We start from the raw sequence: 24,836 nt of genomic DNA, 5'->3' as shown, positions 1-24,836 counted from the left end.
CCCATGTCCACTTCCACCAAGCGCATCCGCAAGGCCGTGTTCCCCGTCGCCGGTTTCGGCACCCGGTTCCTGCCGGCCACCAAGGCACAACCCAAGGAGATGCTGCCTGTGGTGGACAAGCCGCTGATCCAGTACGCCGTCGAGGAGGCGTACGCTGCCGGCATCCGCGACATGATCTTCGTGACCGGCCGCAACAAGCGTGCGATCGAGGACCACTACGACACCGCCTACGAGTTGGAGAGCCAGCTCGAGGCCAGCAACAAGCTGGAGCTGCTCAGGATCGCTCAATCGGTGATGCCGGACGACATGACCTGCTCGTACGTGCGCCAGCCGCGCATGCTGGGCCTGGGCCACGCCGTGCTGTGCGCCGAGCACCTGGTCGGCGACGAACCCTTCGCCGTGCTGCTGGCTGACGACCTGATGGTCGGCCCCGAAGGCGGCGAGCCCGTGCTGGCACAGATGACGCGGGCTTTCGCCCGGCTCGGCGGCTCCGTGCTGGCGGTGCAGGAGGTGCCGCTGGAGCAGGTCAAGCGCTATGGCATCGTCGCCGGCGACGCTGTCGAGGAAGGCATGGTCAAGGTCAATCGCATGGTCGAGAAGCCCAAGCCCGAGGATGCACCCTCCAGGCTCGGTGTGGCGGGCCGCTACATCCTGACGCCCGGCGTGTTCGACGAAATTCGCAGCCAACCCAAGGGCGCAGGCGGCGAGATCCAGTTGACAGACGGCATCGCCTCGCTGATGAAGAAGGAAGCCGTCTACGCCTATTCATACCAGGGCGTGCGCTACGACTGCGGCAGCAAGGAGGGCTTCCTGCAAGCCAGCGTCGAACTCGCGCTCGCGCACCCGGAGGTCGGCGCCCAGTTCCGCGCTTACCTCAAGACCCTGGAGCTTTAACAGGGACGGCCGTCAGCGGTTCGAGGAAGCGGCGCAGCTCCTCGTCTTCGATGGGCGCGAGCGGCAAATCGAAGGCATCGCGCAAGCGGGCCACCAGCGCCTGTGCCCACAGCGCGTTCCATACCAGCCCCGGATGCAGGTCCGCGAGGAGCGAGTTGCGCGGGTCGTCCCCGATGGTGTTCGTTACACGCAGCGCCGGGCCGATCTCCACCGTCTTGTAGTCGGGCTTGCCGTGGGCATTGCGCGAACCCCAATGCGCCCGGAACCAGGCCACGTCGTCGAAATAGGCCAGGCGCGCATCGCCCTCGGTCAAGCGACGGATGGAGGCATTGAAGGCATCGAGTGCGGCCGCGATGTTGCGAGACTCCTCGGCCGACTGCCAGCGATCGAAGTTCGCGGGGTCGTCCGCCTCGTTGCCGACGCCCACCAGCAGGATGCGGGTGGCCGGGTGCGAAGCGTGGATACGCCTGACCGCCGCGCCGATCTCGCCGCTGCAGTAGGCCATCACCTCGCGCAACTCGGGCGCATCAGGATCGTTCGCCTGCAGCTCCAACAGGCCGGCCCAGTTATTGAGGCCGATGCGGATCACCACCACGCCGCGCCTCCAGCGCTCGGGCTCCTCGTCCATCAGAGCGACCAGCCGCGGCACCTGCCGGAAGCGCCCTTGCATCAGATTCTTGCAGGCAGCGCCGGAGTTGGCGAAGTTGTACAGATAGTCTTCCTTGCGCGGTGCCCGACCGCCAGGAAGGCCGATCCATTCGCGTGCTCGTGCGACCACCCCGGGACGGCCCCAGCGCACCCAGGGGCCGGGATCGAGCTGCTGACTGCGCAGGCGCGCGAGCACCTCGGTCCATTGGAAGGTGCGTGAACGGAAGGCGCCGCCGCGCTCGGTACTGTCCGCGGGAAACCAGGTCTTGTCCTGGTAGGAGTGGCTGTTGGAATCGCCGACCACGGCGAGCGGGATCGCGTCCGACGCCGAAGCGGAACGCGCAGATGCGTTGTGCGGCATGCCATCGCTCCACAAGGCCAGTACGAGTGCCCCAGCCGCCATGGCCAGCGCCAAGCCACCGGCGGCGAGGCGGGCGCTGCGCTTCACGGCGGAAGTACCCTCAGCGGCGACGCAGGACGTGGATGAAGTCGTCTCCCACCGTCTGCTGGTCGATCAAGTCGTTGCCGGTCTGGCGGGCGAAGGCCTGAAAATCGCGCACCGAGCCGGGGTCGGTCGAGATCACCTTGAGCAGTTGCCCGCTTTGCATCTCGTTGAGCGACTTCTTTGCCTTCAGGATGGGCAGCGGGCAGTTGAGTCCGCGGGTGTCGATTTCTTTGTGGATGTCCATCGGTGTTCCTTCTGCCGGACTGCCGGAAATTCTAGGAGGCGGCAGTCCCGTCGGGCGAGGGCGTCACGGGCCTTGACCATTCAAGGAACTGCGGCTCGTGCCCGCGTGTGCGCAGCCAATCGGCCAGCGCGTAGCCGGTGCCCGCCGGCCAGCAGCGCAAAGCGGCCAGCTCGTACAGCCGATAGTCGACCAGCTCTGGCGAAAGCCGCACCTCGCCGTCGGCCACCGCGTGGTAGGCGATAATCACCTGGTTCATGCGCTGGAAGTCGTAGACGCCGACCAGATCGAGGGCGCTGGTGTCGAGGTTGGTCTCTTCCTTGATCTCGCGTGCGATGCCTTCCTGTGGCGTCTCGCCGGCCTCCATGAAGCCGGTGATCAGCGCATACATCTTGTGCGCCCACGCGGCGTTGCGCGCCAGCAGCACCTGACCGCGATATTCGATGATCGCGGCCAGCACCGGAGTCGGGTTGTTCCAGTGGGTCCATCCGCAAGCTGGGCAGCGCAGGCGCGATTTGGGCCCTCCGTCCTCGGCAAGCTCGATGCGGGCGAGGGGCGTGGCGCAAGCCGAGCAGAACTTGGGTTCGTTCATCGCGCTCATGGCGACGCCTCGGCACTTCGTACTGCGGTCTTCGCCTCGGGAGCTGCCCCGCGGCTCACCGGAGTACCTTCGCCTTCGGTTGCGGTCCTATTCGCCATCGGAACGGCCCGCCTCATGCCGGGAAGACGCCGGTGGAGAGATAGCGGTCGCCGCGGTCGCAGACCACGAAGACGATCGTCGCGTTCTCTACCTTTTTCGCGATCTCGAGCGCCACCCAGAGCGCCCCAGCCGACGAGATGCCCGCGAAGATGCCCTCCTCGCGCGCCAGCCGCCGGCACATTTCCTCGGCGTGGTCCTGGCTCACATGGACCAGTTGATCGACGCGGCTGGGCTCGTAGATCTTGGGCAGGTACTCCTCGGGCCACTTGCGGATGCCAGGGATGCGCGAGCCCTCCTCGGGCTGAGCGCCGATGATGCGCACCGCAGGGTTCTTCTCTTTCAGGAAATGCGAGACGCCGGTGATCGTGCCGGTGGTGCCCATCGCGCTGACGAAGTGCGTGATGCGCCCGCCGGTGTCGGCCCAGATCTCGGGGCCGGTGGTCTCGTAGTGAATGCGCGGATTGTCCGGGTTGGCAAACTGGTCGAGCACCCGGCCCTTGCCCTGCGCCACCATCTGCTCGGCCAGGTCGCGCGCGTACTCCATGCCGCCGCTCTTGGGCGTGAGCACCAGTTCCGCACCGAATGCCTTCATGGTCTGGGCACGCTCGACCGAGAGGTCTTCCGGCATGATCAGCACCATGCGGTAGCCCTTGATGGCCGCGGCCATTGCGAGTGCGATTCCGGTGTTGCCAGAAGTGGCCTCGATCAGCGTGTCTCCGGGCTTGATCTCGCCGCGCTCCTCGGCACGCTTGATCATCGAGAGCGCCGGCCGATCCTTGACCGAGCCGGCGGGATTGTTGCCTTCCAGCTTTCCGAGGATCACGTTGCCGCGTTTCGAGTTCTCGGCTGCATCGATGCGCTGTAGCGCGACCAGCGGCGTCTTGCCGATCGCGTCCTCGATCGTCGGGTAGTTCACGTTTGCCATGGCAGGCACTGTGCCATAATTTTGAGCTCTCTTCCTTCCCCTGCCCGGGTGGTGAAATTGGTAGACGCAGGGGACTCAAAATCCCCCGCCGCAAGGCGTGCCGGTTCGATTCCGGCCCCGGGCACCACGGCCAAAGTGGCACTGTCCACGTCGTCTGTCGAAGGAACGCGACAACAAAAAAGGCTCCCGAGGGAGCCTTTTGTGCTGATGCCGACAGGCGCTCAGTAGCCGCCGCGGCCACCGCCGCCGCCGTAGCCACCACCGCCGCTACGGCTGCCGCCGCCACCACCGCCGTAGCCGCCACCGCCGCCACCGTAGCCACCACCACCGCTGCGGCCACCGCCGCCGCCGCCGAAGCCGCCGGGCGAACGGGGCTCCATCGGACGGGCTTCGTTGACGGTCAGGGCGCGGCCTTCCAGCGACTGGCCGTTCAGGCCTTCGATGGCTGCGAGCGCTTCCGAATCACTGCCCATTTCGACGAAGCCAAAGCCCTTGGAGCGACCGCTGTCGCGTTCCATCATGACCTTGGCGCTGGCAACGGAACCGTAGGCGGCGAACGCCTGTTCCAGATGGTTGTCGCGGACGGAATAGGCGAGGTTGCCTACGTAAAGTTTCTTGCCCATGGAGGACTCCTAATCAAACCAAAAAAACAATCGATGGAGTCCCAGAGTCACAACAAGCAAGGATGCGCAGTGGCGCGAAACTGAACCGATTACCCAATTGCGAAGCCAAAGCGAACTAAAGCGACGCCCCGGCATTGTCGCGCACTTTTCGTGGTCCAGGTCAATTTTCCTATGGAGGGATGCCTAGTTCTCCGAGGCGCCCCGATCGGCGGGTCTCTCAGCGCGTCCCGCGCTCATGCGGCGCGCCCGCCGAATGCGCGTTTTCCTCAGGCTTTTGCCTGGGCCTCCAGCCGCCGATTGGCATCCAGCGCGTAGAGCACGGCCTTTTCGTCCTGGCCCTTGCCCGAGGCATCCCCGATCGGCATCTGGGCCGAGCCGTAGAGCTCGCGCTCCAGTCGCTTCGCACGCTCGGAATACATGCGCGCCAGAGCACCGTGATGCTCGGCGGCCGCCTGGTGCTCAATGCGCGCCAGGTGGGCTTCCTCCAGAAGGGCCATGACCCGCCGCAGGTGGCCGTTTCGGTTGGGTTGGAAAAAACTGAACATCGGATCCCTCCATCGCAAGCTAACAGAAACTCTTTGTAGCTGGAGTCGCCCGGTCGGCGCTGTAGGTGCAGTGCTAATGTGGATCTTCTGTCATGAATTAGTTCTCAGTTTCAGGGGTTATCTGCGCCTCGCATCCTCCAAAAGAGTTACTCGTCCCCACCGCAACTTGCCGCACCGCTCTATTTGTCGAGCCCTGCCAGACAGACGTACTTGATCTCCAGGAACTCGTCCAACCCATACCTCGAGCCTTCGCGCCCCAACCCCGACTGCTTGACGCCGCCGAAAGGCGCTTCGGCCGTTGAGATCAGGCCGGTGTTCACCCCCACCATGCCGGATTCGAGCTGCTCGGCCACGCGCATGATCCGGCCGATGTCCCGGCTATAGAAGTACGAAGCAAGGCCGAACTCGGTGTCGTTGGCCAGCGCAATTGCCTCGGCCTCCGTATCAAAAGCGAAAACGGGCGCAAGAGGACCGAAGGTCTCCTCGTGCGCAACCAGCATGTCCCCGGTGGCGCCGGCCACCACGGTGGGCTCGTAGAAGCGGCCACCCAGCGCATGGCGCCTGCCGCCGGTGAGCACCTTGCCGCCCTTGGCCACTGCGTCGGCTACATGCTCCTCGACCTTGTCCACAGCCTTGTCGTCGATCAGCGGCCCTTGGGTAACGCCCGGCTCCACGCCGTTCCCCACCTTCAGCGAACGGACTTTGGCCACCAGCTTGTCGGTGAAGGCAGTCAGAACGCCTTTCTGAACATAAATGCGGTTGGCGCACACGCAGGTCTGGCCGGTGTTGCGGTACTTCGAGACCATCGCACCTTCGACTGCGGCATCGATATCGGCATCGTCGAACACGATGAAGGGTGCGTTGCCGCCGAGCTCGAGCGAGAGCTTCTTGATGGTGTCGGCCGACTGCTTCATCAGCATGCGCCCGACCTCGGTGGAACCGGTGAACGTGAGCTTGCGCACTTTGGGGTTGCGCGTCATCTCGCCGCCGATCTTCGAGGCCGAGCCCGTCAGCACCGACAACAGGCCTTGCGGCAGCCCCGCGCGCTGGGCGAGCTCCGCAAATGCCAGCGCCGAAAACGGGGTCTGCGTGGCGGGCTTGACCACCATCGCGCAGCCCGCGGCCAATGCCGGCCCGGCCTTGCGCGTGAGCATCGCCGTCGGAAAGTTCCAGGGCGTGATCGCGGCCGTCACGCCGATGGGCTGCTTGAGCGCGAGGATGCGGCGGTCGGCCGAGGGCGCAGGAATGGTGTCGCCGTAGACGCGGCGCGCCTCGTCCGCGAACCAGTCGATGAACGAGGCCGCATAGGCGATCTCGCCCTTGCTCTCGGCCAGCGGCTTGCCTTGTTCAGTGGTCATGATGACCGCCAGGTCGTCCTGGTTGGCGAGCATCAGGTCATTGAGCTTGCGCAGGATCGCGGTGCGCTCCCTGGCCGGCCGCCGCGCCCAGTCGCGCTGCGCGGCCTCGGCCGCATCGATGGCACGACGCGTTTCTTCCGTACCGCACAAGGGCACGGTGCCGATCTGCTCGCCAGTGGCCGGGTTGGACACGGGAATGGTTTCGCGCGTGTCCGCATCGGTCCATTCGCCCGCGAGAAAAACCTGCTGGCGCAGGAGAGTGGGATCTTTCAAGTTCAGCATGGGATGCGTGCCTCCTGTCGCAAGCTTGCATCGGGTCGACCCCGATGTCGAGGCCCTCGCCGCCTGTGTCAGCCGATGCCGACGCTCACCGCCCGGATGCGGCGGACACGCGCTGCACCCTCGAACCGACGAGTCGCCGCGCCGCCAGCCGCTGTCTCGCGGCACCAGTCGCGCCTACACCTGCAGCATTGGAGGCACGTCATGGACAAGATCATCCTGGACTCGGCGGGCGATGGCCGCGGTTACGAATGCCTCGGGCTGCACGGCTCTCGCATCCTGACCCGCAGCCATGCGGAAGCCTGCTTCTGGCATTCGCTCGGCTATGTCGTGCTTCACTATTCGCATTGGCCGGCGTGAAGGCGCACGCACACGCATCGCCTTTCACGGAGAACAAGCCATGCTCATCGTCATGAGAACGGTTCCCCGGACGCAGGACGCACGCCTGGTGATCGCGTGCATACGCGCCTGCATCTGGGCAGCCGTCGAAGGACGACCCTTCTGTCTGCTGCGCCAGGACTGAGCAGGCCGTCAGCCGGGTACCGCCTCGCCGGCCCCTCTGCCTAAAGATGAAGTACGCCGAGCCGCGCTGCCTGCGCGACGGCATCCGTACGGCCGGTCGCGTCGAGCTTGTCGATCAGTGATCCCACGTGGAACTTCGCGGTGTGCACCGAGATGCCGAGGCGCCGTGCAATGAGCTTGTTCGATGCGCCCTCGGCAACCAGCGCCAGCACTTCCAGCTCGCGCCGGGTCAAAGTCGGGTCCGTCGCCTCGCCGCGCTGCGCGGCCTCCGGCAGCACGAGGGCCACGTCGGCCGCCTCGCCGCCCTCGGCCACACGGATGTCAGGCGCTGCTGCCAGCGCGGCGGCGAGGCGCTGCGACAAGGCCTCGTCCTCGATCTCGAGGGCGACCACGATCGGCTTCATCGCGCCATTGTGAATCGCAGTCAATCGACGGGCCTCTCGCCCACCGTGAGCCGTGCCTCCAGCGCCTCGCCGGCACGCAGCAGCGACAGCACGAGCACGCTCCCCACGCTCGCCGGACCGAGCGCGCGCAGCAGCAGGGGCACGCTGCGAATCGGCTGCCCGTTCATCGCCACGATGACATCACCCTGGCGAATCCCGGCCGCCGCGCCGGGCCCCTGCTCCGCCACGCCCATTACCATGGCGCCGACACTGCCGGCGTCCACCCGCACCGGTTGCAGGCTCAGCCCGAGGTAGCCACGCGGCATGCGGCCGTGCGACATGAGTTGCGCGGCCACGCGTTCGATGGTGGCCGCGGGAATGACCAGCACGCGCCGTCGCGGACCGAACACCGCCATGCCCGCAGCCTGGCCCTTCGCGTTGAGCACGATGCCTCCTTCCGCGCCGAGCCGCAGCCGCACGTCGAGTTCGATGCGCGCGTCGATCTCGCCGCCGCGCAGGCTGCGCCACGCCGGCCCGGCCAGCGAGACCAGTCCGCCCGCCACCAGCGCAAGGCCTTCGCGCGCGCCGAGCGCGAGCACCATCTCGCCGGCACGCAGCGGCGCGGCATCGAAGACCACCGGCGGCGCGGTCGCGCCTTCGCAGCGCAGCAGCAGCACATCGGTGGTGGGATCGCGCCCCGCCACCTTGGCCGCGACTGTCGTGCCGCCGGGCAGCACGAGCTCGGCCTCCTCGTCTTCCGGCAGTCCCTCCTCGGAACTCACGACCCAGCCGGGCCGCCAGACGAATCCGCTGGCTCGCGCGCGGCGCGTCTGGATGGCGAGCACGCCGGGCGCCGCGGCGCTGACCGCATCGGCCATCGCGGTCGACATCAGATCGAGCGGGGATGGGGAGGAAACATTGGACATCGCAACTCCTTGAATGCTTTTGCATTGTCGAAATGTCGCCGCCACCCGCCTACTGCCCGGTTGGGCAGGCACTCGCTGCCAGAGAGCTCATGCGCGCTGCGTGCGCTTCAATCGTCTGCTGGGCGGCGCTCGATTGTTTCCAGGCTGCGAACACCGCGGTTCAAAGCGCAATGCTTTTTCGGGGGTCGTTTGTCTCAAACTGAGCTTCATCGACAACCCATCTGAAGGACTTGAAATGAATGCCTCGAAACTCATCGCCACTGCCGCCCTTTCGCTCCTGGCCGTCGCCGGGGCGCAAGCGGAAACCTACGAAGGCGTGCACCCGCTGACCTCCTCGGCCAGCCGCAGCGAAGTCGCCGCGCAAGCAGTTGCAGCCGCTCGCTCCGGTAACGTCTACGCCGATGGCGCCAGCGCTGGCGTGCAGACCTTCGCCTCCACCGCCGATCGCGCTCGGGTGCGTGCGGAAGCCGTTGCCAAGGCGCACGACCCATTCGCGAGCCTCGACCGCCGCGCCTTCTATCGCGACGAAGTCCCCGCCGCGTACAAGAAGCCGAAGGTGACGTTCACGCGTCAAGCCGGGCTCTGAGCCGTGGACGAGTAGAGCGAAAAGAGAAGACGGGCCTCGTGGCCCGTTTCTTTTGATCACGTGCGTCCGCAATGAAGGCTAGCCCACGCTTCTTTCAATTGCCCGTTGCGCACATGCCGCAGCAGGGAGTGGTCCGCCGGCAGCAGCGGATGATCGAACTCTCAGGCCACCGCACCGGCACCTGCACCACCGCCGCGTTCTCGCGTCACCCAGTTGAACAGCGGTGTCGCCATCAGCGTGGTGAGGATCGCCATCAGCACCAGGATCGAGAACAGGCCCGGCAGGATCACGCCCGCGTGCAGGCCGATGTTGATGATGATCAGCTCCATGAGCCCGCGCGCATTCATCAATGCGCCGATGGCAAGCGCGTCGCGCTGCGGCTCGCCGGCCAGCCGTGCGGCGGCCCAGCAGGCGATGGCCTTGCCGCAGAAGGAGGCCAGCAGGATCGCCACCGCACCGAGCAGAATGCCGGGCTCGAACAGCAGCGCGAGCCTCGTGTTGAGCCCCGAGTAGGTGAAAAACAGCGGTAGCAGGAAAATCACCACGAAGGGCTGCAGCTGCTCGCGCAGCTTCTCGGTGAGCGGCCCGTGCGGCAGCGCCGCGCCGAGCAGGAAGCCGCCGAAGACGGCATGGATGCCGATCGCATCCATCGCGAAAGCGCTCAAGCAGAAAAGCACCAGCACCAGGGCCAGCATCGAAGAGGACAGCGGCGCCTCGGGACGCACATGGGCCGCGAGCCGACGCAGCAGGCGCGAGCCGACGAAGACCATGAAGAGTGCATAGGCGACGCCACCACCGATTGCCGCATAAGCGCCACCCCAGGAACCACCGAAGCTGGCCAGCACCACGGCGAGAATGCACCAGGCGGCAGCATCGTCGACCGCACCGGCCGTAAGGGCCAGCGTGCCCAGCGACGTGCCGGCGAGGCCTCGCTCGTGGATGATGCGCGCCAGCATCGGAAAGGCCGTGATGGCGATGGCGGCGCCGAGGAAGAGCGAAGCCTCCAGCGGCTTGGCGCGTGCCGAGAACAGCCCGGGGATCTGGTGCAGCCACGGCACCAGCACGAAGGCCAGCACGAAGGGCACCACGATGCCGGCCAGCGAGACCGAGGCGGCACTCCTGAAGCGGCGCTTGAAGTGGTCCGCCCGAAACTCGGTTCCGACCAGGAACATGTACATCCCCACGCCAAGCTGGCCACCCACGTAGAGCATGCTCAGTGTCTCTTTGGGGAAGAGCGCACGCTGGACTTCGGGAAGCAAGAGGCCCAGCAGCGACGGGCCGAGCATCACCCCGGCGATCATTTCGCCGACCACCTGCGGCTGGCCGAGCCGTTGCGCCAGGCGGCCGACGAGCTGACAGGCGACGATGATGACGGCGACCTGGAGGAAGAAGTAGACGGACAGATGGGCGACGGGCATGGGGTTCCTTGAACTGTCAGGCCAGCAGGCCTGTGGCAACGGTCGGATGCCGCAAGCGTACCCGCAGCTCCCGCTTGAGCCGCTTGTTGTCGAGCCGGCGCGACTCGCTCATGAAGCTCATCTGCGACAAAGGCAGCTGCGCGCGGGCTTCCTCGCGCGCGATGCGGGGCGGGCGCGGCAGACCGTAGAGGTCCGCCGCAAGGTCGATGTAGTCGCCGATCTTGAGCTCGCTGTCGTCGCTCACATGAAACACGCGCTGCGTGCCGCCGCGCCATAGCGCCGTGACGCAGGCACGTGCCAGGTCGTCGGCGTGGATGTGATTGGTGTAGACATCGTCCTCGTCGCGCAGCACCGGGATGCGCTTGCGCAGCCGCTCGCGCGGGGTGCCGCCTTCGCGATTCGGCGCATAGATCCCGGGAATGCGCAGGATGCGCGTGGCGACGCCGGTGCGGCCCAGCCAGCGCACGGCGCGTTCAGCATCCACGCGGCGGTGCGCGCGTGGCGTCCCGGGTCGCACGGCACGCGTCTCGTCGATGCGCGCGCCGCCGCAGTCACCGTAGACGCCGCTGGTCGAGCCGTAGACGAGTGCGGCCGGCGGGGTGCGCAGGCGCAGTGCGCGCACCAGTGCGGCGGTGCGGTGGTCGCGCCACCAGTGCGCGCCTTCGACACGCGCAGGCGGCGCGAGGTGCAGCACGCGCGTGGCCATCCCGGAGAGGCGACGCAAGGTGCCAGGCCGGTCGAGATCGGCCACGATGGGCGTGAGGCCGGCCTCCCGCAGCGCGGCCACCCGTTCGGGCGAGGACGTCAGCGCGATCAGTCGCACACGGCCGCGCAGGGCGTGTGCGGCCCGGAGACCGACATCGCCGCAGCCGACCACGAGGACGCGCTCCCGGCGGAAGCGGGTAGGCCTGCTGCCGAACGGGCTGTTGAATGCGGGCAAAATCGATTTCCTTTTGCTGAACAAGAGTCGAAGAATACCCATGACGAGCGCAGCGCCGGACGAGGCGGGCTTTCACATCACGGTCGAGCCGAGTGGACGGCATTTCACCGCGCACGCCGACGAAACCATTCTTGCGGCAGGCATTCGCCAAGGCATCGGCCTGCCCTATGGCTGCAAGGACGGGGCCTGTGGTTCCTGCAAGTGCAAGAAGCTCTCGGGCGAGATCACGCTGCGCATGCATCAGAGCAAGGCACTGAGCGCGGAGGAAGAGGCGGCGGGCTACGTGCTGACCTGCTGCGCGACGGCACGCAGCGACGTGGTGCTGGAATCGCGCCAGGTCACCGACGCCAATGCCTTCCCGATCCGCAAGATGCCGGTGCGCGTGCAGTCCATCGTGAAGAAGTCGCACGATGTCGTGATGCTGCGCCTGCAGCTGCCGGCGGGCGAGCCGCTGCAGTTCCACGCGGGCCAGTACGTCGAGTTCATTCTGCGCGACGGCACGCGGCGCAGCTATTCGATGGCGAACGCCCCGCATACCCTGGGCGAGCCGGGCACTGGCCTCGAGTTGCACATCCGACACCTGCCGGGCGGCAAGTTCACGGACCACGTGTTCGGCGCGATGAAGGAGAAAGAGATCCTGCGCATCGAGGGGCCCTACGGCAGCTTCTTCCTTCGCGAGGACTCCGACAAACCGATGATCCTGCTGGCCTCGGGCACCGGCTTCGCGCCGATCAAGGCACTGCTGGAGCATATGAAGTTCAAGGCCATCGATCGGCCGGCCGTGCTGTACTGGGGTGGGCGGCGGCCCGAAGACCTGTACATGGACGACTGGGTGCGGTCGGCAATGAAGGAAATGCCGAACCTGCGCTATGTGCCGGTGATCTCGAATGCGGTGCCGGACGACGACTGGCACGGACGGACCGGCTTCGTGCATCTGGCGGTGATGGAGGACTTCGCGGACCTGTCCACCCACCAGGTGTACGCCTGCGGCGCGCCCATCGTGGTCGAGTCCGCGAAGCGGGACTACGTGGCGCAGCGAGGGCTGCCGGAGGACGAGTTCTTTGCGGATGCGTTCACGACGGAGGCGGACAAGGCGCTGCCTTGAGCGCGAGAGGGAGTAATACCGAGAGCTCGCCGCTTCGCGTCCACGCACAATCGGGCCCATGAAAACCAGAGACTTCCTCTTCGCACTCCTCGCCTCCACGGCCCTCCTCGTCTCCACCCAGGCCTCCGCCCAGTCGGTGCAACACCCGATCCGCCTCGTCGTTCCCTACGCCGCAGGCGGTCCCATCGACGTCACGGCCCGCGCACTGGCCGAGCGGGTGAAGGACACGCTGGGTCCGGTCATCATCGACAACAAGCCGGGCGCCGGCGGCAACATCGGCGCCGACACGGTGGCGAAGGCCGCGCCCGATGGGCTCACGATCGGCATCGCGGCGACCGCGACCCACGCCGTCAATCCCTGGCTCTACAGCAAGATGCCCTTCGATGCCGCCACGGCCTTCGCCCCCATCACGCAGATGGTGCGGGTGCCGAACGTGCTGGTGATGAACGCGGAAACCGCACAGCGCCTGAAGGTCAACAACCTGCACGACCTGATCGCCTACGCCAAGGCTAACCCCGGCAAGCTCAACTACGGCAGCGGCGGCAACGGCAGCGCCGGCCACTTGGCGGGCGAGATGTTCAAGAAGGAAGCCGGCATCTTCGCCGTGCACATTCCCTACAACGGCGGCAACCCGGCGCAGCTCGCGCTGCTGTCGGGCCAGGTGGACTTCAACTTCGACAACCTCGCGACCGCCGCGCCGAACATCCGCTCGGGCAAGCTGAAGGCGATCGCGGTGACCACCGCCGAGCGCAGCAGCGCGCTGCCCGAGGTGCCTACTGTCGCCAGCACGCTCAAGGGCTTCGCCATCGACACCTGGTGGGGCCTCGTGGCGCCGGCCGGAACGCCGGCGCCCGTGGTGGACAAGCTCAACCGGGCCTTCGTCGCGGCACTCAACGCGCCCGAGACCAAGACCCGCTTCGCCTCGCTGCTGGCCGAGCCGGTCCCGAGCACGCCGGATCAGTTCGGCGCCTTCATGAAAAGCGAGCTCGCGAAGTACGAGAAGGTGGTCAAGTCCACCGGCGCAAAGGTCGATTGATCCGCGACCCGAGGGGAGTTGCTACTCCCCTAGATACGCGGCGCGAACCTTCGGATCGCTCAGCATCACCTTCGCATCCCCGCTCATCGTGATCAGCCCCGACTCCATCACGTAGCCGCGATCGGCCAGCTGCAGCGCACGGCTGGCGTTCTGCTCCACCAACAACACAGTGACGCCCTGGTCGTAGACCTGCTTCACCACCTCGAAGATCTTGTCGACCATGATCGGCGACAGGCCCATCGAGGGCTCGTCGAGCAGCAGCACCTTGGGGCGCGCCATCAACGCCCGGCCCATTGCGAGCATCTGCTGTTCGCCGCCCGACATCGTGCCGGCCAGTTGGGTGGCGCGCTCCTTCAAACGGGGGAAGGTGGCGAACACGCGGTCGATGTCCTTGGCGATCTCGGCCTTGTCCTTGCGGATGTAGGCGCCGATCTGCAGGTTCTCGGTGATGGTCATGCGCGTGAACACGCCGCGCCCCTCGGGCACCATCACCAAGCCTTCGCCCACCAGATCCCAGGCGCCGCGGCCCTTGATGCTCTTGCCGAGGAACTCGATGCTGCCAGCGACGAAGGGCAAGGTTCCGGTGATGGCCTTCATGGTGGTGGTCTTGCCGGCGCCGTTGGAGCCGATCAGCGAGACCAGTTCACCCTCGCGCACCTCGAAATCGATCCCCTTCACCGCCTGGATGCCGCCGTAGGCGACCTTCAGGCCGCTCACCTTCAAAAACGTTTGTGCCATTTCAATGTCCTCCCGTGCCGAGGTAGGCCTCGATCACTTTCTCGTTTCTCTGAACGTCCGCCGGTGTACCTTCGGCAATCTGCTTGCCGTAGTCGAGCACCGTCACGCGGTCGCACAGGCCCATCACCAGCTTCACATCGTGCTCGATCAGCAGGATGGTGCGGTCGTCCTTGCGGATACGGTCGATCAGCTCGCGCAGCAGCACCTTCTCGGTGGCGTTCATGCCAGCTGCGGGCTCGTCGAGCGCGATCAGCTGCGGGTCGGTGGCGAGCGCGCGGGCGATCTCGAGCCGGCGCTGGTCGCCGTAGCTCAGCGTACGTGCCTTGTAGTCGGCGTACTTGCCGATGCCGACGTAGTCGAGCAGTTCATGCGCGCGCTTGGCGATCGCGTCCTCCTCGGCCTTGAAGCTGCCGGTGCGGAATATCGCGCCCAGCACGCCCGATTGCGTGCGCACGTGGCGCCCCACCATCACGTTCTCCAGCGCGGTCATTTCCGAGAACAGGCGGATGTTCTGGAAGGTGCGCGCAATCCCGGCCTTGGCGACCTCGTGCACGGCGGTGGGCTGGTAGGGCTTGCCGCCCAGCTCGAAGCTGCCGCTGTCCGGCGTGTACAGGCCGGTGATGACGTTGAAGAAGGTGGTCTTGCCAGCGCCATTGGGGCCGATCAAGCCGTAGACCTGGCCTCGGGTGATCTTGATGCCCACGTCGGACAGTGCCTGCAGGCCGCCGAAGCGCTTGGAGATGCCGCGGACTTCGAGGATGGTGTCAGTCATGCTGGTGCTCCCCTCGTTCACGGATTGATGGACATGGGACGCGAGGCAGCACCGGGAAGCTCGTCGGCGGGCGTCTCGACGCCTGGCGCAGCGGCGGGCATGCCGGATGTCGGCGCGGGCACGGCGCCCTTGCGCTGCAGCGACTTGCCGTGTTCCGGCGAAGGCCACAGGCCGCGCGGGCGTACCAGCATGATCACGATCATGGCCAGCGCGATGAAAAGCTGGCGCAGGATCGAGGCGTCCAGCCGGCCGTCGGTCATGGACTGAAGCGGCCCGGCGACGTAGCGCAGCACCTCGGGCAAGGCCGCCAGCAGCACCGCGCCCAGGATCACGCCCGGCAGGTGGCCGATGCCGCCCAGCACCACCATCGCCACGATCATCACCGACTCCATCAGGCTGAAGGACTCGGGCGAGACGAAGCCCTGGAAGGCCGCGAACATGGCGCCCGAGACGCCGCCGAAGCTGGCGCCCATGCCGAACGCCAGCAGCTTCATGTTGCGCGTGTTGATGCCCATGGCCTTGGCGGCAATCTCGTCCTCGCGGATCGCCATCCAGGCGCGGCCGATGCGCGAGAGCTGCAGGCGGTGCGAGATCAGGATGGTGATGAGGACCAGTGCGAGGAACAGGTAGTAGTACAGCGAGACCGAGGAGATCGTGTAGTCGCCGAGCTTGAGCGGCTTGCCCAGGTTGAGGCCCCAGAAATGCACGGGGTCGATGGCGGTAATGCCCTTGGGCCCGTTCGTGAGGTTGAAGGGGTGGTCCAGGTTGTTGAGGAACACGCGGATGATCTCGCCGAAGCCCAGCGTCACGATCGCAAGGTAGTCGCCGCGCAGCTTCAGCGTGGGCGCGCCGAGCAGCACGCCGAACAGGGCGGCAAGCCCGAAGGCCGCCGGGATCACGAGCAGCAGCGAGCTGTGCAGGCCGTTGGGGAACATGGCCTTCATCGCCGGGAAGGTGTCCGTCAGGTGCGGCGAGCCGAGCAGCGCGAACAGGTAGGCCCCGATCGCGAAGAAGGCTACGTAGCCCAGGTCGAGCAGGCCGGCGTATCCGACCACGATGTTCAGGCCCAGTGCCAGCAGCACGTAGAGCAGCGCGATGTCGGCGATGCGCACCCAGGCGTTGCCCTGGCTCTGCAGCAACAGCGGCAGCGCCAGCAAGCCGATGGCCGCGATCACGATGTAGACGATTTTTTTCGTGTCTTTCATGGCGCGTTCTCCCTCAGGCCCGGTCCGCCACCCGCTCGCCGAGCAGGCCGGAGGGCCGCAGCGTGAGCATGACGATCAGCACGATGAAAGCAAAGATGTCGCTGTAGTGGCTGCCCAGCACGTCGCCGGTGAGCGCGCCGATGTAGCCCGAGCCGATGGCTTCGATCAGCCCCAGCAGGATGCCGCCGACCACCGCCCCGGCGAGATTGCCGATGCCGCCGAATACTGCCGCGGTGAAGGCCTTGAGGCCGGGGATGAAGCCCATCGCATGCTGCGCGATGCCGTAGTTGGAGGCGTACATCACGCCGGCCACGGCTGCCAGCACGGCGCCGATGATGAAAGTTGCCGAGATGACCATGTCGGGGCGGATGCCCATCAGGGCCGCGACGCGCGGGTTTTCGGCAGTGGCGCGCATCGCGCGGCCGAGCTTGGTGTAGTTGACCAGCCACATCAGCACCACGAGGCAGAAAGCCGTGACGCTGAGAATCATGACCTGCGTGGGCGAGATCACGGCACCGCCGACGTGGATCGGCGTGGTGGACAGCAAGTTGGGATAGGCCTTGTTGGTGGGCTTCCAGATGATCATCGCCAGGGTCTGCAGCAGGATCGACATCCCGATGGCGGTGATCAGCGGCGCCAGCTTGGGGCTGTTGCGCAGCGGCCGGTAGGCCACCTTCTCGATCGTGAAGTTGAGCGTGGCGGCGACCACGCAGGCGATGATGAGCGCGAGGATGAGGATGATCCAGCCGGGGGTGCCAGGCATCGCGGTCTGCATCCAGCCGATGATGGTCCAGCTGGTCAGTGCCCCGACCATGAGGACTTCCCCGTGCGCGAAGTTGATGAGGTTGATGATGCCGTACACCATGGTGTAGCCCAAGGCTATCAAGGCGTACATGCTGCCGAGAACCAGACCGTTGATGATCTGCTGCAGCAAGATGTCCATAGAGAATCCCTTTTTGTAATAAGACGCCCCTGGTTGGCGCCCGACGTGCCAGGCGCACCGGTTCGGCGCCCTGGCTTCGCTTAGCAAAAAACCCGCCAGCATGTGTCGACGGCGGGTTTGTGGCGGGGATTGTAGTCACGCCGGATCGCCAATTCGGTGCACGGCGACCGGGGTTTTCCCGCTGGCGCGGGGCATTCGTGGCGCATCGGGGTGCAAGCCCGTATCAGCTGCGGCACACGGAGTATTGACGGCGGCCTCAACGGCCTGCGTCTTCGTTGCGCTTGCGCAAGTCTCGTAGTTTCTCGGCGATGCGGATCTCGAGGCCGCGCTCCACCGGCCGGTAGAAGGGCTCCCGGGGCTCCATGCCTTCGGGCAGGTAGCGCTCACCGGCCGCGAAGCCGCCTTCCTCGTCGTGCGCGTAGCGGTAGCCCTTGCCGTAGTCGAGCTGCTTCATGAGCCGCGTCGGCGCGTTGCGCAGATGCATGGGAACGGGGCGCGTGCCGTCCTGCTGGATGAAGGCGCGGACCTCGTTGTAGGCCTGGTAGACCGCGTTCGACTTGGGCGCGATCGCGAGGTAGACCACGCACTCGGCCAACGCCAGCTCACCTTCGGGCGAGCCCAGGCGCTCATAGACCTCGGCCGCATCGAGCGCCAGCCGCAGCGCGCGCGGATCGGCCAGGCCGATGTCCTCGCTGGCCATGCGCACCAACCGGCGCGCCATGTAGCGCGGGTCGGCACCGCCATCGAGCATGCGCACGAACCAGTAGAGCGCGGCATCGGGATCGCTGCCGCGCACCGACTTGTGCAGTGCGGAGATGGTGTCGTAGAACTGCTCGCCGCCTTTGTCGTAGCGGCGCATGCGCTCGCCAAGCACCCGCAGCAGCCAGTCGTCCCCGATGTCGCTGCGCTTCTCGGCAGCGGCGGCAACGGAAAGGGTTTCGAGGGTGTTGAGCAGACGACGTGCGTCGCCGTCCGCGTATGCCACGAGGCGCTCCACTGCTTTCGGCTCGATGGCGGGCACGGCCTGGATGTTCTGTGCACGCACGACGATCTGGCGCAGGTCGTCCTCGGTCAGCGATTTCAGCACGTACACCGCTGCACGCGACAGAAGCGCCGAGTTGACCTCGAAGGACGGATTCTCGGTGGTGGCGCCGATGAAGGTGAACAGGCCCGACTCCACATGGGGCAGGAAGGCATCCTGCTGGCTCTTGTTGAAGCGGTGCACCTCGTCGACGAAAACGATGGTGCGGCGCTGCTCCAGGCCGTCGCGCGCGGCAGTCGCGCGTTCGACCGCGTCGCGGATGTCCTTCACGCCGCCGAGCACCGCGCTGATGCTGAGGAACTGCGCATCGAAGGCGTCGGCCATCAGCCGCGCGATGGTGGTCTTGCCGGTGCCGGGCGGGCCCCACAGGATGCAGGAATGCGGCTGGCCCGATTCGAAGGCGATGCGCAGCGGCATGCCCGGGCCGAGCAGGTGCTGCTGGCCGATGACCTCGCCCAGGGTCTTCGGGCGCAGGCGCTCGGCCAGGGGTTGATGAGAGGTGGGAGCCATGGAAGCCGTAGTGTCGCGCATGCGTCGCGCGACGCTTACCGGACCGGCCCGGCGCCTGCCGCCTTGGGCTATTGCCGGATCACGTCGGCACCGGCCGGCGCCTTGAACTGGAAGGTGCTCGCGGGCAGGGGCGGATTCACCTCGACCTTGCTGAACTTCAACACCGAGCGCTGGCCGAAGCTGTCGAGAATCTCGAGCGAGGCCAGGGCGTCGCCCTGAAAGCCGATCTGCACGTTCTGCAGCTGACCGTCCTTGTTCTTCGGACTGGCCTTGACCCATTGGAGGCCATCGCGTTCGGGGGCGCCCTCGAGCGTGAAATCGGCTTGCAGCGCGCGCAGGTCGGGCGCGGAGGCGATCAGCGCTGCCGGGGTCGAGCCCAGCGCCTGCGACTGCTTTCGTTGCGTGACCTGGTTCAGGTCGGCGTCGTACAGCCAGAGCGTCTCGCCATCGGCCACGATGCTTTGCGCAAAAGGCTTCTTGTAGTCGAACCTGAACTTGCCAGGCCGCTGGAATTCGAAGGTGCCGCTCGACACCTTGGCGCGGGAGGGCTGCCCTTCCTTGGCGGGCGCGGTCACGGTCTGGGTGAACTCGGCGCGGCCCGACTTCGCGTTCTTCACGAAGGCTTCGAGACTTTCCATGCCGCCGGCCCAAGCGCCGCCGGCCGCAGCCATCATCCAAAAAGCAACAAGCAATGTCTTCTTCAACAGCATCCCTGTACTTCCGTCATTCGGCACGCGCCGGCACCAGGATCTCGCGCTGGCCGCTGCCGCTCATCGCGCTCACCAGCCCGGCATGTTCCATGTCCTCGACCAGCCGCGCGGCGCGGTTGTAGCCGATCTTCAGGTGGCGCTGCACCAGCGAGATGCTGGCCTTGCGGTTCTTGAGCACGATCTCGACCGCCTGGTCGTACATCGGGTCCTTCTCGCCGCCTTCGCTGCCGCCTTCGCCGAGTAGATCGCCATCGCCGTCGACGGTTCCCCCTTCGAGCACCCCTTCGATGTAGTCCGGTTCCCCTTGGGACTTGAGGTAGGCGACAACACGGTGCACCTCGTCGTCGCTAACGAAGGCGCCGTGCACGCGAACCGGCAGGCCGGTGCCGCTCGGCATATAGAGCATGTCGCCCATGCCCAGCAACGCCTCGGCACCCATCTGATCGAGGATGGTGCGCGAGTCGATCTTGCTCGAGACCTGAAAGGCGATGCGGGTGGGAATGTTGGCTTTGATCAGGCCGGTGATCACGTCCACGCTGGGCCGCTGCGTGGCCAGGATCAGGTGAATGCCGGCGGCGCGCGCCTTCTGCGCGAGGCGAGCGATCAGCTCCTCGATCTTCTTGCCCACCACCATCATCAGGTCGGCGAGCTCGTCGATCACGACCACGATGTGGGGCTCGCGCTTGAGCGGCTCGGGATCGTCCGGGGTCAGGCTGAAGGGGTTGTAGATGAACTCCTCGCGCGCCTTCGCCTCGTCGATCTTGGTGTTGTAGCCCGCAAGGTTACGCACGCCCAGCTTGCTCATCAGCTTGTAGCGGCGCTCCATCTCGGCCACGCACCAGTTGAGACCGTGGGCCGCCTGGCGCATGTCGGTGACCACCGGCGCGAGCAGGTGCGGGATGCCTTCGTAGACCGACATCTCCAGCATCTTCGGGTCGATCATGAGCAGGCGCACATCGCGCGCCTCGGCCTTGTAGAGCAGGCTCAGGATCATCGCGTTGATGCCCACGGACTTGCCGGAGCCGGTGGTGCCGGCCACCAGCACGTGCGGCATCTTCGCAAGATCGGCAACGACCGGGTTGCCGATGATGTCCTTGCCCAGGCCCATCGTGAGCATCGACTTGCCCTCGTTGTAGACCTGCGAGCCGAGGATCTCGCTGAGGCGGATCGACTGGCGCTTGGCGTTGGGCAGCTCGAGCGCCATGTAGTTCTTGCCGGGGATGGTCTCGACCACGCGGATGGAGACCAGCGACAGCGAGCGCGCCAAATCCTTCGCCAGGTTGACGATCTGCGAACCCTTGACGCCGGTGGCCGGCTCGATCTCGTAGCGCGTGATCACGGGGCCGGGGGAGGCCAGCACCACACGGACCTCCACGCCGAAGTCCTTCAGCTTCTTTTCGATCAGGCGCGAAGTCATTTCCAGCGTGTCGGCCGACACGGTTTCCTGGCGCCCCTGCGCGGCATCGAGCAGGTCCACCTGCGGCAGCTTGCTGTCGGGCAGCTCGCGGAACAGCGGCTTCTGGCGTTCCTTGGCAACACGGTCGCTCTTCGGCACCTCGGTCATGGCGGGCTCGATCTGTACCGGCGGTGCCGGTGGCCGCCGCTTGGGGCGCGGCACGACGCGCAACTCCTCGTCGGGTGAATCCGGCTCGTCGCCTTGGTCCACGGAAGCCAGTTCCTCGCGCTCGCGCACCGCCTTCTTGCCCATCGCGATGTCCTCGGCGATCTCGCGCTTCTCGCGGCGTGACTCGAACAGCGAATAGAGGCGCGAACCGATACGCTCGGCGATCTGGCTCCAGGAGAAGCGAAACACCAGGGCCGAGCCGATGACGCCGGCGGCGATGGCGATCAGCGCCGAGCCGGTGAAGCCCATCCACTTCACGCTGAGTGGACCGACCAGGTAGCCGAGCACGCCGCCGCCATGGCCGGGCAGGTGCGATTCGAGCCGATAGAGACGCGACCACTCGAGCACCACGCTGGCGCACAGCAGCAGCACCAGGCCGAACCAGAACGCCAGGCGGCTGCGGTTGAAGCGGCCGCGCGGCGGCTGCTCGGGCGCAGCTTCGCCGCCGCGCATCCAGCCCGCCAACGAGGATAGCCAGACGCGCAGTCCGGCCGCCAGGCACCACCAAACCGAGTAGCCGGCGAGGAAATAACTGGCGTCGGCCAGCCATGCGCCGATGCGGCCGCCCCAGTTCTTGACCTCGCCGCCGGTACCCGACGTGGACCAGGCGGCGTCCGACGGCGTGAAGCTCAGCATGGCAAGCAGCCAGAACAAGAGCGCGACGAAGCCGGCGATCAACGTGATCTCGTGCGCAAAGCGCATCGCGCGCGCCCGCACGGGCTGCGCTTCGCCCGAGGACGCGGAGGATTGAAGGGTATGGAGCGAATAGGTCATGGAAGGCACCGCTGGCGGCCCGCGCAAGCAGGCAGGCAGCGCACTGAAACTACAACGAATACCGTCGCGGCCGCGTTGTCATCGGGGCCGGCGATGCAAAGGCTGGCAGGCCGCGAGGCCGCTGGCCGGAGGATCACGCAAGCGATGAGAGTCGTTCCTTGACGATCATGGAGCCATCGGCCTGTGTCTGGACGAAGCCTCGTTCCTCAAGATCCTTCATGACACGGCTGACCATTTCGCGCGAGGCGCCGACCATCTTGGCCAAGTCCTGGCGCGAAATCTTGTCACGCACCTTGAGGTTGCCCGCGCCGTCGTCCACCGCAAACTCGAGCAGCGAGCGCGCCACGCGACCGTAGACGTCCATCAGCGCCAGCGATTCGATCTTGCGATCGGCATGGCGCAGCCGCGAGACCAGGCCGCGCATGATGTTGTAGGACATGGAGGAGTTCTCGGGCAGGCAGCGGGCGAAGGCCTCGCGGCCCAGCATCAGCACGTCGGTCTGGACTTCGGTGCGCACGGTGGCCGAGTGCGGCTCGTCGTCGATCATGCTCATCTCGCCGATGTAGTCTCCGGGGTGCAGCGTTGCGAGAATGACCTCGCGGCCGCGGCTGTCGGTGCTCATCACGCGGGCGCGGCCTGTGAGGATGATGTAGAGCGCATCCGACTTCTTTCCCTGCTCGACAACCACTTCGGCACGCTTGAAGCGCTTCTTGACGATCGCATCGGCGATGCTCGCCGATTGGGCCGGCGTGAGCGCGGCAAACAGCGGCACGCGGCGGAGCAATTCAAGATTGGACAGCATCGACATTCATCAATCCCCGGATCTATCGCGCGATTGAAAAAGCCCATGCATTAATACAATCGCACGCATTGATAACACCCCGCGCCCGGTCTTGAACCGAACGGTGATACTCCATATCTATCACCCTTGAAAATGTACACGCTGATGCAGCGTCAAACCTAGGTTTTCTACTCATGTCGTCCTCTCCACGCCACGCGAAGGTACTCATTCTGGGCTCGGGCCCCGCCGGATATACCGCCGCAGTCTATGCCGCGCGCGCTAATTTGCAGCCCATGCTCATCACCGGCATCGCACAGGGCGGCCAGCTCATGACCACCACCGAGGTCGACAATTGGCCGGCCGACGTGCATGGCGTCCAGGGGCCGGATCTGATGCAGCGCTTCCTGGAGCATGCGGAGCGCTTCAAGACGGAGATCGTGTTCGACCACATCAACAAGGTCGACCTGAGCAGGCGCCCCTTCACGCTGACCGGCGATAGCGGCACCTACACCTGCGATTCGCTGGTGATCGCCACTGGAGCGTCAGCCAAATACCTTGGCCTCGATTCGGAGCAGCACTTCATGGGGCGCGGCGTTTCCGGCTGCGCGACCTGCGACGGCTTCTTCTACCGCGAGCAGGAAGTGTGCGTGATCGGCGGCGGCAACACCGCCGTAGAGGAGGCGCTCTATCTTTCGAACATCGCGAGCAAGGTCACGCTGGTGCATCGCCGCGACAAGTTCCGCGCCGAGCCGATCCTGATCGACAAGCTCCACGAGAAGGTCAAGGAAGGCAAGATCGAGCTCAAGCTGCACAACACGCTCGACGAAGTGCTCGGCGATGAGTCGGGGGTAACCGGGATCCGGCTGAAGAACACCCAGACGGGAGCGACCGAGCAGGTCGACCTCAAGGGCTGCTTTATCGCGATCGGCCATCACCCGAACACCGACATCTTCCAGGGCCAACTGGAAATGAAGGACGGCTACATCCTCACCCGCTCGGGCCTGCAGGGCTTCGCGACGATGACCAGCATCCCGGGCGTCTTCGCGGCCGGCGACGTGCAAGACCATGTGTACCGCCAGGCGATCACCAGCGCCGGCACCGGTTGCATGGCGGCGCTGGATGCCCAGCGCTTTCTGGAGCAGGACGGCACTCTCTGAGCCGAGCGCGGATGTTGGGGCTATAATCCAAAGCTTTGTCGAATTCTGACCCAGGCCTTGTCTTGGGTCCGAAACACTCGGTAAGCCGGGATACCGCCACCCGATTCTGGCGAGGTCAAGCTGCAACCCACCCCCGCCATCCGTGCGCCGGGTGCCAGCTGTTCAAGAAAGAGTTCCACATGGCACGCGTATGCGAAGTCACGGGCAAGGGCCCGATGGTCGGAAACAACGTTTCCCACGCCAACAATAAAACCAAGCGCCGGTTCCTGCCGAACCTGCAATACCGCCGCTTCTTCGTCGAGAGCGAAAACCGCTGGGTACGCCTGCGTGTTTCGAGCGCCGCGCTGCGCCTGATCGACAAGAAGGGCATCGATGCCGTGCTCGCAGACATGCGCGCGCGCGGCCAAGCCTAAGGAGCTGAATCATGGCAACGAGCAAAGGCGGACGCGAAAAGATCAAGCTGGAATCCACCGCGGGTACCGGCCATTTCTACACCACCAGCAAGAACAAGAAGACGATGCCCGAAAAGATGTCGATCATGAAGTTCGACCCCAAGGCACGCAAGCACGTCGAATACAAGGAAATCAAGCTGAAGTAATTCGGCCGATTTTCCCAATGAAAAACCCGCTGTGATCCAGCGGGTTTTTCTTTGCCCGCCTGCATTTGCAAGTGCACGAAAAATAAAAAAGCCGGTTCGAAGACCGGCTTTTTTACTCAGGGCGTATGCCCCACGGATGAAACCTCAGGCGCGGGCGGCGCGCAGTCGGGTCGAGAAGTCGCGCAGCCCCGCAATGCCGCTGGCTTCGGCCCGATGGCACCAAGCAGCCAGATCGGCGGCCAGCTGCTCGCGCGACTGAGAGGTATTGAGCCAGAGCTGGCGCAACTCCTCGCGCATGGTCACCATCTTGTCCAGCACCGGGTGGGCCGCACGGGCCTGCACCAAGTTCGAACGGGCGGTGGCCGGGACCTTGTCGTCGTCCCGATGCAGCCAGCGCTTGGCGGCCTT

At 65.9% G+C, this 24,836-nt stretch carries 29 protein-coding genes and 1 tRNA gene; 10 read left to right on the top strand and 20 right to left on the bottom strand.

What is annotated here, in order from left to right; translation table 11 throughout:
* Positions 1-3 precede the first annotated feature (3 nt).
* Complete coding sequence (gene galU, locus ACMGEZ_RS29150) at positions 4-894, top strand: UTP--glucose-1-phosphate uridylyltransferase GalU (protein WP_436825762.1); 891 nt, start codon at positions 4-6, stop codon at positions 892-894.
* On the opposite strand, the gene ACMGEZ_RS29145 is transcribed toward galU, so the two are convergent.
* The 4 genes from ACMGEZ_RS29145 to cysM form a co-directional block, all read right to left on the bottom strand.
* On the bottom strand, positions 875-1,990 hold the full coding sequence (locus ACMGEZ_RS29145) for an SGNH/GDSL hydrolase family protein (protein ID WP_436825761.1): 1,116 nt from the start codon (positions 1,988-1,990) through the stop codon (positions 875-877). The two genes, galU and ACMGEZ_RS29145, sit on opposite strands and share 20 nt — an antisense overlap.
* A 13-nt stretch (positions 1,991-2,003) precedes the next feature.
* On the bottom strand, positions 2,004-2,231 hold the full coding sequence (locus ACMGEZ_RS29140; RefSeq protein WP_436825760.1) for a sulfurtransferase TusA family protein: 228 nt from the start codon (positions 2,229-2,231) through the stop codon (positions 2,004-2,006).
* 31 nt (positions 2,232-2,262) lie between these two features.
* Positions 2,263-2,820 carry an NUDIX domain-containing protein gene (locus ACMGEZ_RS29135; protein ID WP_436825770.1) on the bottom strand — a complete coding sequence of 186 codons (558 nt, stop codon included), beginning with the start codon at positions 2,818-2,820 and terminating at the stop codon, positions 2,263-2,265.
* Positions 2,821-2,941: 121 nt separating this feature from the next.
* On the bottom strand, positions 2,942-3,844 hold the full coding sequence (gene cysM / locus ACMGEZ_RS29130; protein WP_436825769.1) for a cysteine synthase CysM: 903 nt from the start codon (positions 3,842-3,844) through the stop codon (positions 2,942-2,944).
* Positions 3,845-3,895: 51 nt separating this feature from the next.
* On the opposite strand from cysM, the gene ACMGEZ_RS29125 reads away from it, so the two are divergent.
* Positions 3,896-3,980: transfer RNA gene (locus ACMGEZ_RS29125), tRNA-Leu, on the top strand.
* A 94-nt stretch (positions 3,981-4,074) separates the two neighbouring features.
* On the opposite strand, the gene rbp is transcribed toward ACMGEZ_RS29125, so the two are convergent.
* From rbp to ACMGEZ_RS29110, 3 genes are all read right to left on the bottom strand, one after another.
* On the bottom strand, positions 4,075-4,476 hold the full coding sequence (gene rbp, locus ACMGEZ_RS29120) for an RNA-binding regulator (protein ID WP_436825759.1): 402 nt from the start codon (positions 4,474-4,476) through the stop codon (positions 4,075-4,077).
* A gap of 266 nt (positions 4,477-4,742) precedes the next feature.
* Positions 4,743-5,021, bottom strand: coding sequence for a hypothetical protein (locus ACMGEZ_RS29115; protein WP_436825758.1), 279 nt, complete (start codon positions 5,019-5,021; stop codon positions 4,743-4,745).
* 179 nt (positions 5,022-5,200) lie between these two features.
* Positions 5,201-6,661, bottom strand: a complete 1,461-nt coding sequence (locus ACMGEZ_RS29110; protein ID WP_436825757.1) for an NAD-dependent succinate-semialdehyde dehydrogenase — start codon at positions 6,659-6,661, stop codon at positions 5,201-5,203.
* A 201-nt stretch (positions 6,662-6,862) separates the two neighbouring features.
* Between ACMGEZ_RS29110 and ACMGEZ_RS29105 the strand changes: the two genes are divergently transcribed.
* On the top strand, positions 6,863-7,018 hold the full coding sequence (locus tag ACMGEZ_RS29105) for a hypothetical protein (RefSeq protein ID WP_436825756.1): 156 nt from the start codon (positions 6,863-6,865) through the stop codon (positions 7,016-7,018).
* 40 nt (positions 7,019-7,058) lie between these two features.
* A complete protein-coding gene (locus tag ACMGEZ_RS29100) occupies positions 7,059-7,181 on the top strand; it encodes a hypothetical protein (RefSeq protein ID WP_436825755.1) in 123 nt (40 codons plus the stop codon).
* A gap of 40 nt (positions 7,182-7,221) precedes the next feature.
* On the opposite strand, the gene ACMGEZ_RS29095 is transcribed toward ACMGEZ_RS29100, so the two are convergent.
* Together ACMGEZ_RS29095 and ACMGEZ_RS29090 are read right to left on the bottom strand one after the other, a co-directional pair.
* Positions 7,222-7,584, bottom strand: coding sequence for a response regulator transcription factor (locus tag ACMGEZ_RS29095; RefSeq protein WP_436825754.1), 363 nt, complete (start codon positions 7,582-7,584; stop codon positions 7,222-7,224).
* Between the two features lie 20 nt (positions 7,585-7,604).
* Positions 7,605-8,489 (bottom strand): S1C family serine protease, encoded by an 885-nt coding sequence (locus ACMGEZ_RS29090; protein ID WP_436825753.1) that lies wholly within the window; start codon positions 8,487-8,489, stop codon positions 7,605-7,607.
* A 235-nt stretch (positions 8,490-8,724) separates the two neighbouring features.
* On the opposite strand from ACMGEZ_RS29090, the gene ACMGEZ_RS29085 reads away from it, so the two are divergent.
* Positions 8,725-9,075, top strand: coding sequence for an alpha/beta hydrolase (locus tag ACMGEZ_RS29085; protein ID WP_436825768.1), 351 nt, complete (start codon positions 8,725-8,727; stop codon positions 9,073-9,075).
* A 161-nt stretch (positions 9,076-9,236) separates the two neighbouring features.
* Here ACMGEZ_RS29085 and ACMGEZ_RS29080 read toward each other — a convergent pair whose 3' ends face one another.
* Together ACMGEZ_RS29080 and ACMGEZ_RS29075 are read right to left on the bottom strand one after the other, a co-directional pair.
* A complete protein-coding gene (locus ACMGEZ_RS29080) occupies positions 9,237-10,493 on the bottom strand; it encodes a cation:proton antiporter (protein ID WP_436825752.1) in 1,257 nt (418 codons plus the stop codon).
* A gap of 16 nt (positions 10,494-10,509) precedes the next feature.
* Entirely contained in the window at positions 10,510-11,433 is a 924-nt protein-coding gene (locus ACMGEZ_RS29075; protein WP_436825751.1) for an SDR family oxidoreductase, read from the bottom strand.
* 40 nt (positions 11,434-11,473) lie between these two features.
* Here ACMGEZ_RS29075 and ACMGEZ_RS29070 point away from each other — a divergent pair, with 40 nt between their 5' ends.
* On the top strand, positions 11,474-12,538 hold the full coding sequence (locus ACMGEZ_RS29070) for a CDP-6-deoxy-delta-3,4-glucoseen reductase (RefSeq protein ID WP_436825750.1): 1,065 nt from the start codon (positions 11,474-11,476) through the stop codon (positions 12,536-12,538).
* A gap of 58 nt (positions 12,539-12,596) precedes the next feature.
* Positions 12,597-13,574, top strand: a complete 978-nt coding sequence (locus ACMGEZ_RS29065; protein WP_436825749.1) for a Bug family tripartite tricarboxylate transporter substrate binding protein — start codon at positions 12,597-12,599, stop codon at positions 13,572-13,574.
* A gap of 21 nt (positions 13,575-13,595) precedes the next feature.
* On the opposite strand, the gene ACMGEZ_RS29060 is transcribed toward ACMGEZ_RS29065, so the two are convergent.
* From ACMGEZ_RS29060 to ACMGEZ_RS29025, 8 genes are all read right to left on the bottom strand, one after another.
* Positions 13,596-14,312: an ABC transporter ATP-binding protein gene (locus ACMGEZ_RS29060; RefSeq protein ID WP_436825748.1), complete on the bottom strand. Its 717-nt coding sequence runs from the start codon at positions 14,310-14,312 to the stop codon at positions 13,596-13,598.
* A 1-nt stretch (position 14,313) separates the two neighbouring features.
* On the bottom strand, positions 14,314-15,084 hold the full coding sequence (locus ACMGEZ_RS29055) for an ABC transporter ATP-binding protein (RefSeq protein WP_436825747.1): 771 nt from the start codon (positions 15,082-15,084) through the stop codon (positions 14,314-14,316).
* 17 nt (positions 15,085-15,101) lie between these two features.
* On the bottom strand, positions 15,102-16,289 hold the full coding sequence (locus tag ACMGEZ_RS29050) for a branched-chain amino acid ABC transporter permease (protein WP_436825746.1): 1,188 nt from the start codon (positions 16,287-16,289) through the stop codon (positions 15,102-15,104).
* Positions 16,290-16,302: 13 nt separating this feature from the next.
* A complete protein-coding gene (locus tag ACMGEZ_RS29045; protein ID WP_436825745.1) occupies positions 16,303-17,232 on the bottom strand; it encodes a branched-chain amino acid ABC transporter permease in 930 nt (309 codons plus the stop codon).
* Between the two features lie 256 nt (positions 17,233-17,488).
* Entirely contained in the window at positions 17,489-18,784 is a 1,296-nt protein-coding gene (locus tag ACMGEZ_RS29040) for a replication-associated recombination protein A (RefSeq protein ID WP_436825744.1), read from the bottom strand.
* Between the two features lie 68 nt (positions 18,785-18,852).
* Entirely contained in the window at positions 18,853-19,494 is a 642-nt protein-coding gene (gene lolA, locus ACMGEZ_RS29035) for an outer membrane lipoprotein periplasmic chaperone LolA (RefSeq protein ID WP_436825743.1), read from the bottom strand.
* A 13-nt stretch (positions 19,495-19,507) separates the two neighbouring features.
* Entirely contained in the window at positions 19,508-21,892 is a 2,385-nt protein-coding gene (locus ACMGEZ_RS29030; RefSeq protein ID WP_436825742.1) for a DNA translocase FtsK, read from the bottom strand.
* 133 nt (positions 21,893-22,025) lie between these two features.
* Entirely contained in the window at positions 22,026-22,700 is a 675-nt protein-coding gene (locus ACMGEZ_RS29025) for a Crp/Fnr family transcriptional regulator (RefSeq protein WP_436825741.1), read from the bottom strand.
* Between the two features lie 167 nt (positions 22,701-22,867).
* Here ACMGEZ_RS29025 and trxB point away from each other — a divergent pair, with 167 nt between their 5' ends.
* From trxB to rpmG, 3 genes are all read left to right on the top strand, one after another.
* Positions 22,868-23,830: a thioredoxin-disulfide reductase gene (gene trxB / locus ACMGEZ_RS29020; protein WP_436825740.1), complete on the top strand. Its 963-nt coding sequence runs from the start codon at positions 22,868-22,870 to the stop codon at positions 23,828-23,830.
* A gap of 179 nt (positions 23,831-24,009) precedes the next feature.
* Positions 24,010-24,243, top strand: coding sequence for a 50S ribosomal protein L28 (rpmB, locus tag ACMGEZ_RS29015; protein ID WP_068681435.1), 234 nt, complete (start codon positions 24,010-24,012; stop codon positions 24,241-24,243).
* Between the two features lie 11 nt (positions 24,244-24,254).
* The gene (rpmG, locus tag ACMGEZ_RS29010; RefSeq protein ID WP_007830291.1) at positions 24,255-24,428 is read left to right on the top strand and encodes a 50S ribosomal protein L33; all 174 of its coding nucleotides are present in this window, start codon (positions 24,255-24,257) and stop codon (positions 24,426-24,428) included.
* Positions 24,429-24,572: 144 nt separating this feature from the next.
* Here rpmG and ACMGEZ_RS29005 read toward each other — a convergent pair.
* On the bottom strand, positions 24,573-24,836 hold a 264-nt coding region (locus tag ACMGEZ_RS29005; RefSeq protein ID WP_436825739.1), incomplete at its 5' end, for a DesA/ISL3 alpha bundle tail domain-containing protein.

This window comes from Variovorax stachyos, from assembly GCF_051400855.1.
GTDB lineage: Bacteria > Pseudomonadota > Gammaproteobacteria > Burkholderiales > Burkholderiaceae_C > Variovorax.
The sequence above is the reverse complement of the archived record's forward strand: the minus strand, read 5'-3'. Positions and strand labels throughout refer to the sequence as shown.

Bases quoted from the DNA above. Each gene is read 5' to 3' on its own strand.
- ACMGEZ_RS29065 (WP_436825749.1), top strand. From the start codon at position 12,597: ATGAAAACCAGAGACTTCCTCTTCGCACTCCTCGCCTCCACGGCCCTC.
- ACMGEZ_RS29050 (WP_436825746.1), bottom strand. From the start codon at position 16,289: ATGAAAGACACGAAAAAAATCGTCTACATCGTGATCGCGGCCATCGGC.
- ACMGEZ_RS29045 (WP_436825745.1), bottom strand. From the start codon at position 17,232: ATGGACATCTTGCTGCAGCAGATCATCAACGGTCTGGTTCTCGGCAGC.
- ACMGEZ_RS29135 (WP_436825770.1), bottom strand. From the start codon at position 2,820: ATGAACGAACCCAAGTTCTGCTCGGCTTGCGCCACGCCCCTCGCCCGC.
- ACMGEZ_RS29090 (WP_436825753.1), bottom strand. From the start codon at position 8,489: ATGTCCAATGTTTCCTCCCCATCCCCGCTCGATCTGATGTCGACCGCG.
- ACMGEZ_RS29060 (WP_436825748.1), bottom strand. From the start codon at position 14,312: ATGGCACAAACGTTTTTGAAGGTGAGCGGCCTGAAGGTCGCCTACGGC.
- ACMGEZ_RS29070 (WP_436825750.1), top strand. From the start codon at position 11,474: ATGACGAGCGCAGCGCCGGACGAGGCGGGCTTTCACATCACGGTCGAG.
- ACMGEZ_RS29140 (WP_436825760.1), bottom strand. From the start codon at position 2,231: ATGGACATCCACAAAGAAATCGACACCCGCGGACTCAACTGCCCGCTG.
- ACMGEZ_RS29110 (WP_436825757.1), bottom strand. From the start codon at position 6,661: ATGCTGAACTTGAAAGATCCCACTCTCCTGCGCCAGCAGGTTTTTCTC.
- ACMGEZ_RS29055 (WP_436825747.1), bottom strand. From the start codon at position 15,084: ATGACTGACACCATCCTCGAAGTCCGCGGCATCTCCAAGCGCTTCGGC.
- ACMGEZ_RS29100 (WP_436825755.1), top strand. From the start codon at position 7,059: ATGCTCATCGTCATGAGAACGGTTCCCCGGACGCAGGACGCACGCCTG.
- ACMGEZ_RS29025 (WP_436825741.1), bottom strand. From the start codon at position 22,700: ATGTCGATGCTGTCCAATCTTGAATTGCTCCGCCGCGTGCCGCTGTTT.
- rbp (WP_436825759.1), bottom strand. From the start codon at position 4,476: ATGGGCAAGAAACTTTACGTAGGCAACCTCGCCTATTCCGTCCGCGAC.
- trxB (WP_436825740.1), top strand. From the start codon at position 22,868: ATGTCGTCCTCTCCACGCCACGCGAAGGTACTCATTCTGGGCTCGGGC.
- ACMGEZ_RS29095 (WP_436825754.1), bottom strand. From the start codon at position 7,584: ATGAAGCCGATCGTGGTCGCCCTCGAGATCGAGGACGAGGCCTTGTCG.
- ACMGEZ_RS29085 (WP_436825768.1), top strand. From the start codon at position 8,725: ATGAATGCCTCGAAACTCATCGCCACTGCCGCCCTTTCGCTCCTGGCC.
- ACMGEZ_RS29080 (WP_436825752.1), bottom strand. From the start codon at position 10,493: ATGCCCGTCGCCCATCTGTCCGTCTACTTCTTCCTCCAGGTCGCCGTC.
- lolA (WP_436825743.1), bottom strand. From the start codon at position 19,494: ATGCTGTTGAAGAAGACATTGCTTGTTGCTTTTTGGATGATGGCTGCG.
- rpmG (WP_007830291.1), top strand. From the start codon at position 24,255: ATGGCAACGAGCAAAGGCGGACGCGAAAAGATCAAGCTGGAATCCACC.
- ACMGEZ_RS29115 (WP_436825758.1), bottom strand. From the start codon at position 5,021: ATGTTCAGTTTTTTCCAACCCAACCGAAACGGCCACCTGCGGCGGGTC.
- rpmB (WP_068681435.1), top strand. From the start codon at position 24,010: ATGGCACGCGTATGCGAAGTCACGGGCAAGGGCCCGATGGTCGGAAAC.
- ACMGEZ_RS29030 (WP_436825742.1), bottom strand. From the start codon at position 21,892: ATGACCTATTCGCTCCATACCCTTCAATCCTCCGCGTCCTCGGGCGAA.
- galU (WP_436825762.1), top strand. From the start codon at position 4: ATGTCCACTTCCACCAAGCGCATCCGCAAGGCCGTGTTCCCCGTCGCC.
- ACMGEZ_RS29040 (WP_436825744.1), bottom strand. From the start codon at position 18,784: ATGGCTCCCACCTCTCATCAACCCCTGGCCGAGCGCCTGCGCCCGAAG.
- ACMGEZ_RS29105 (WP_436825756.1), top strand. From the start codon at position 6,863: ATGGACAAGATCATCCTGGACTCGGCGGGCGATGGCCGCGGTTACGAA.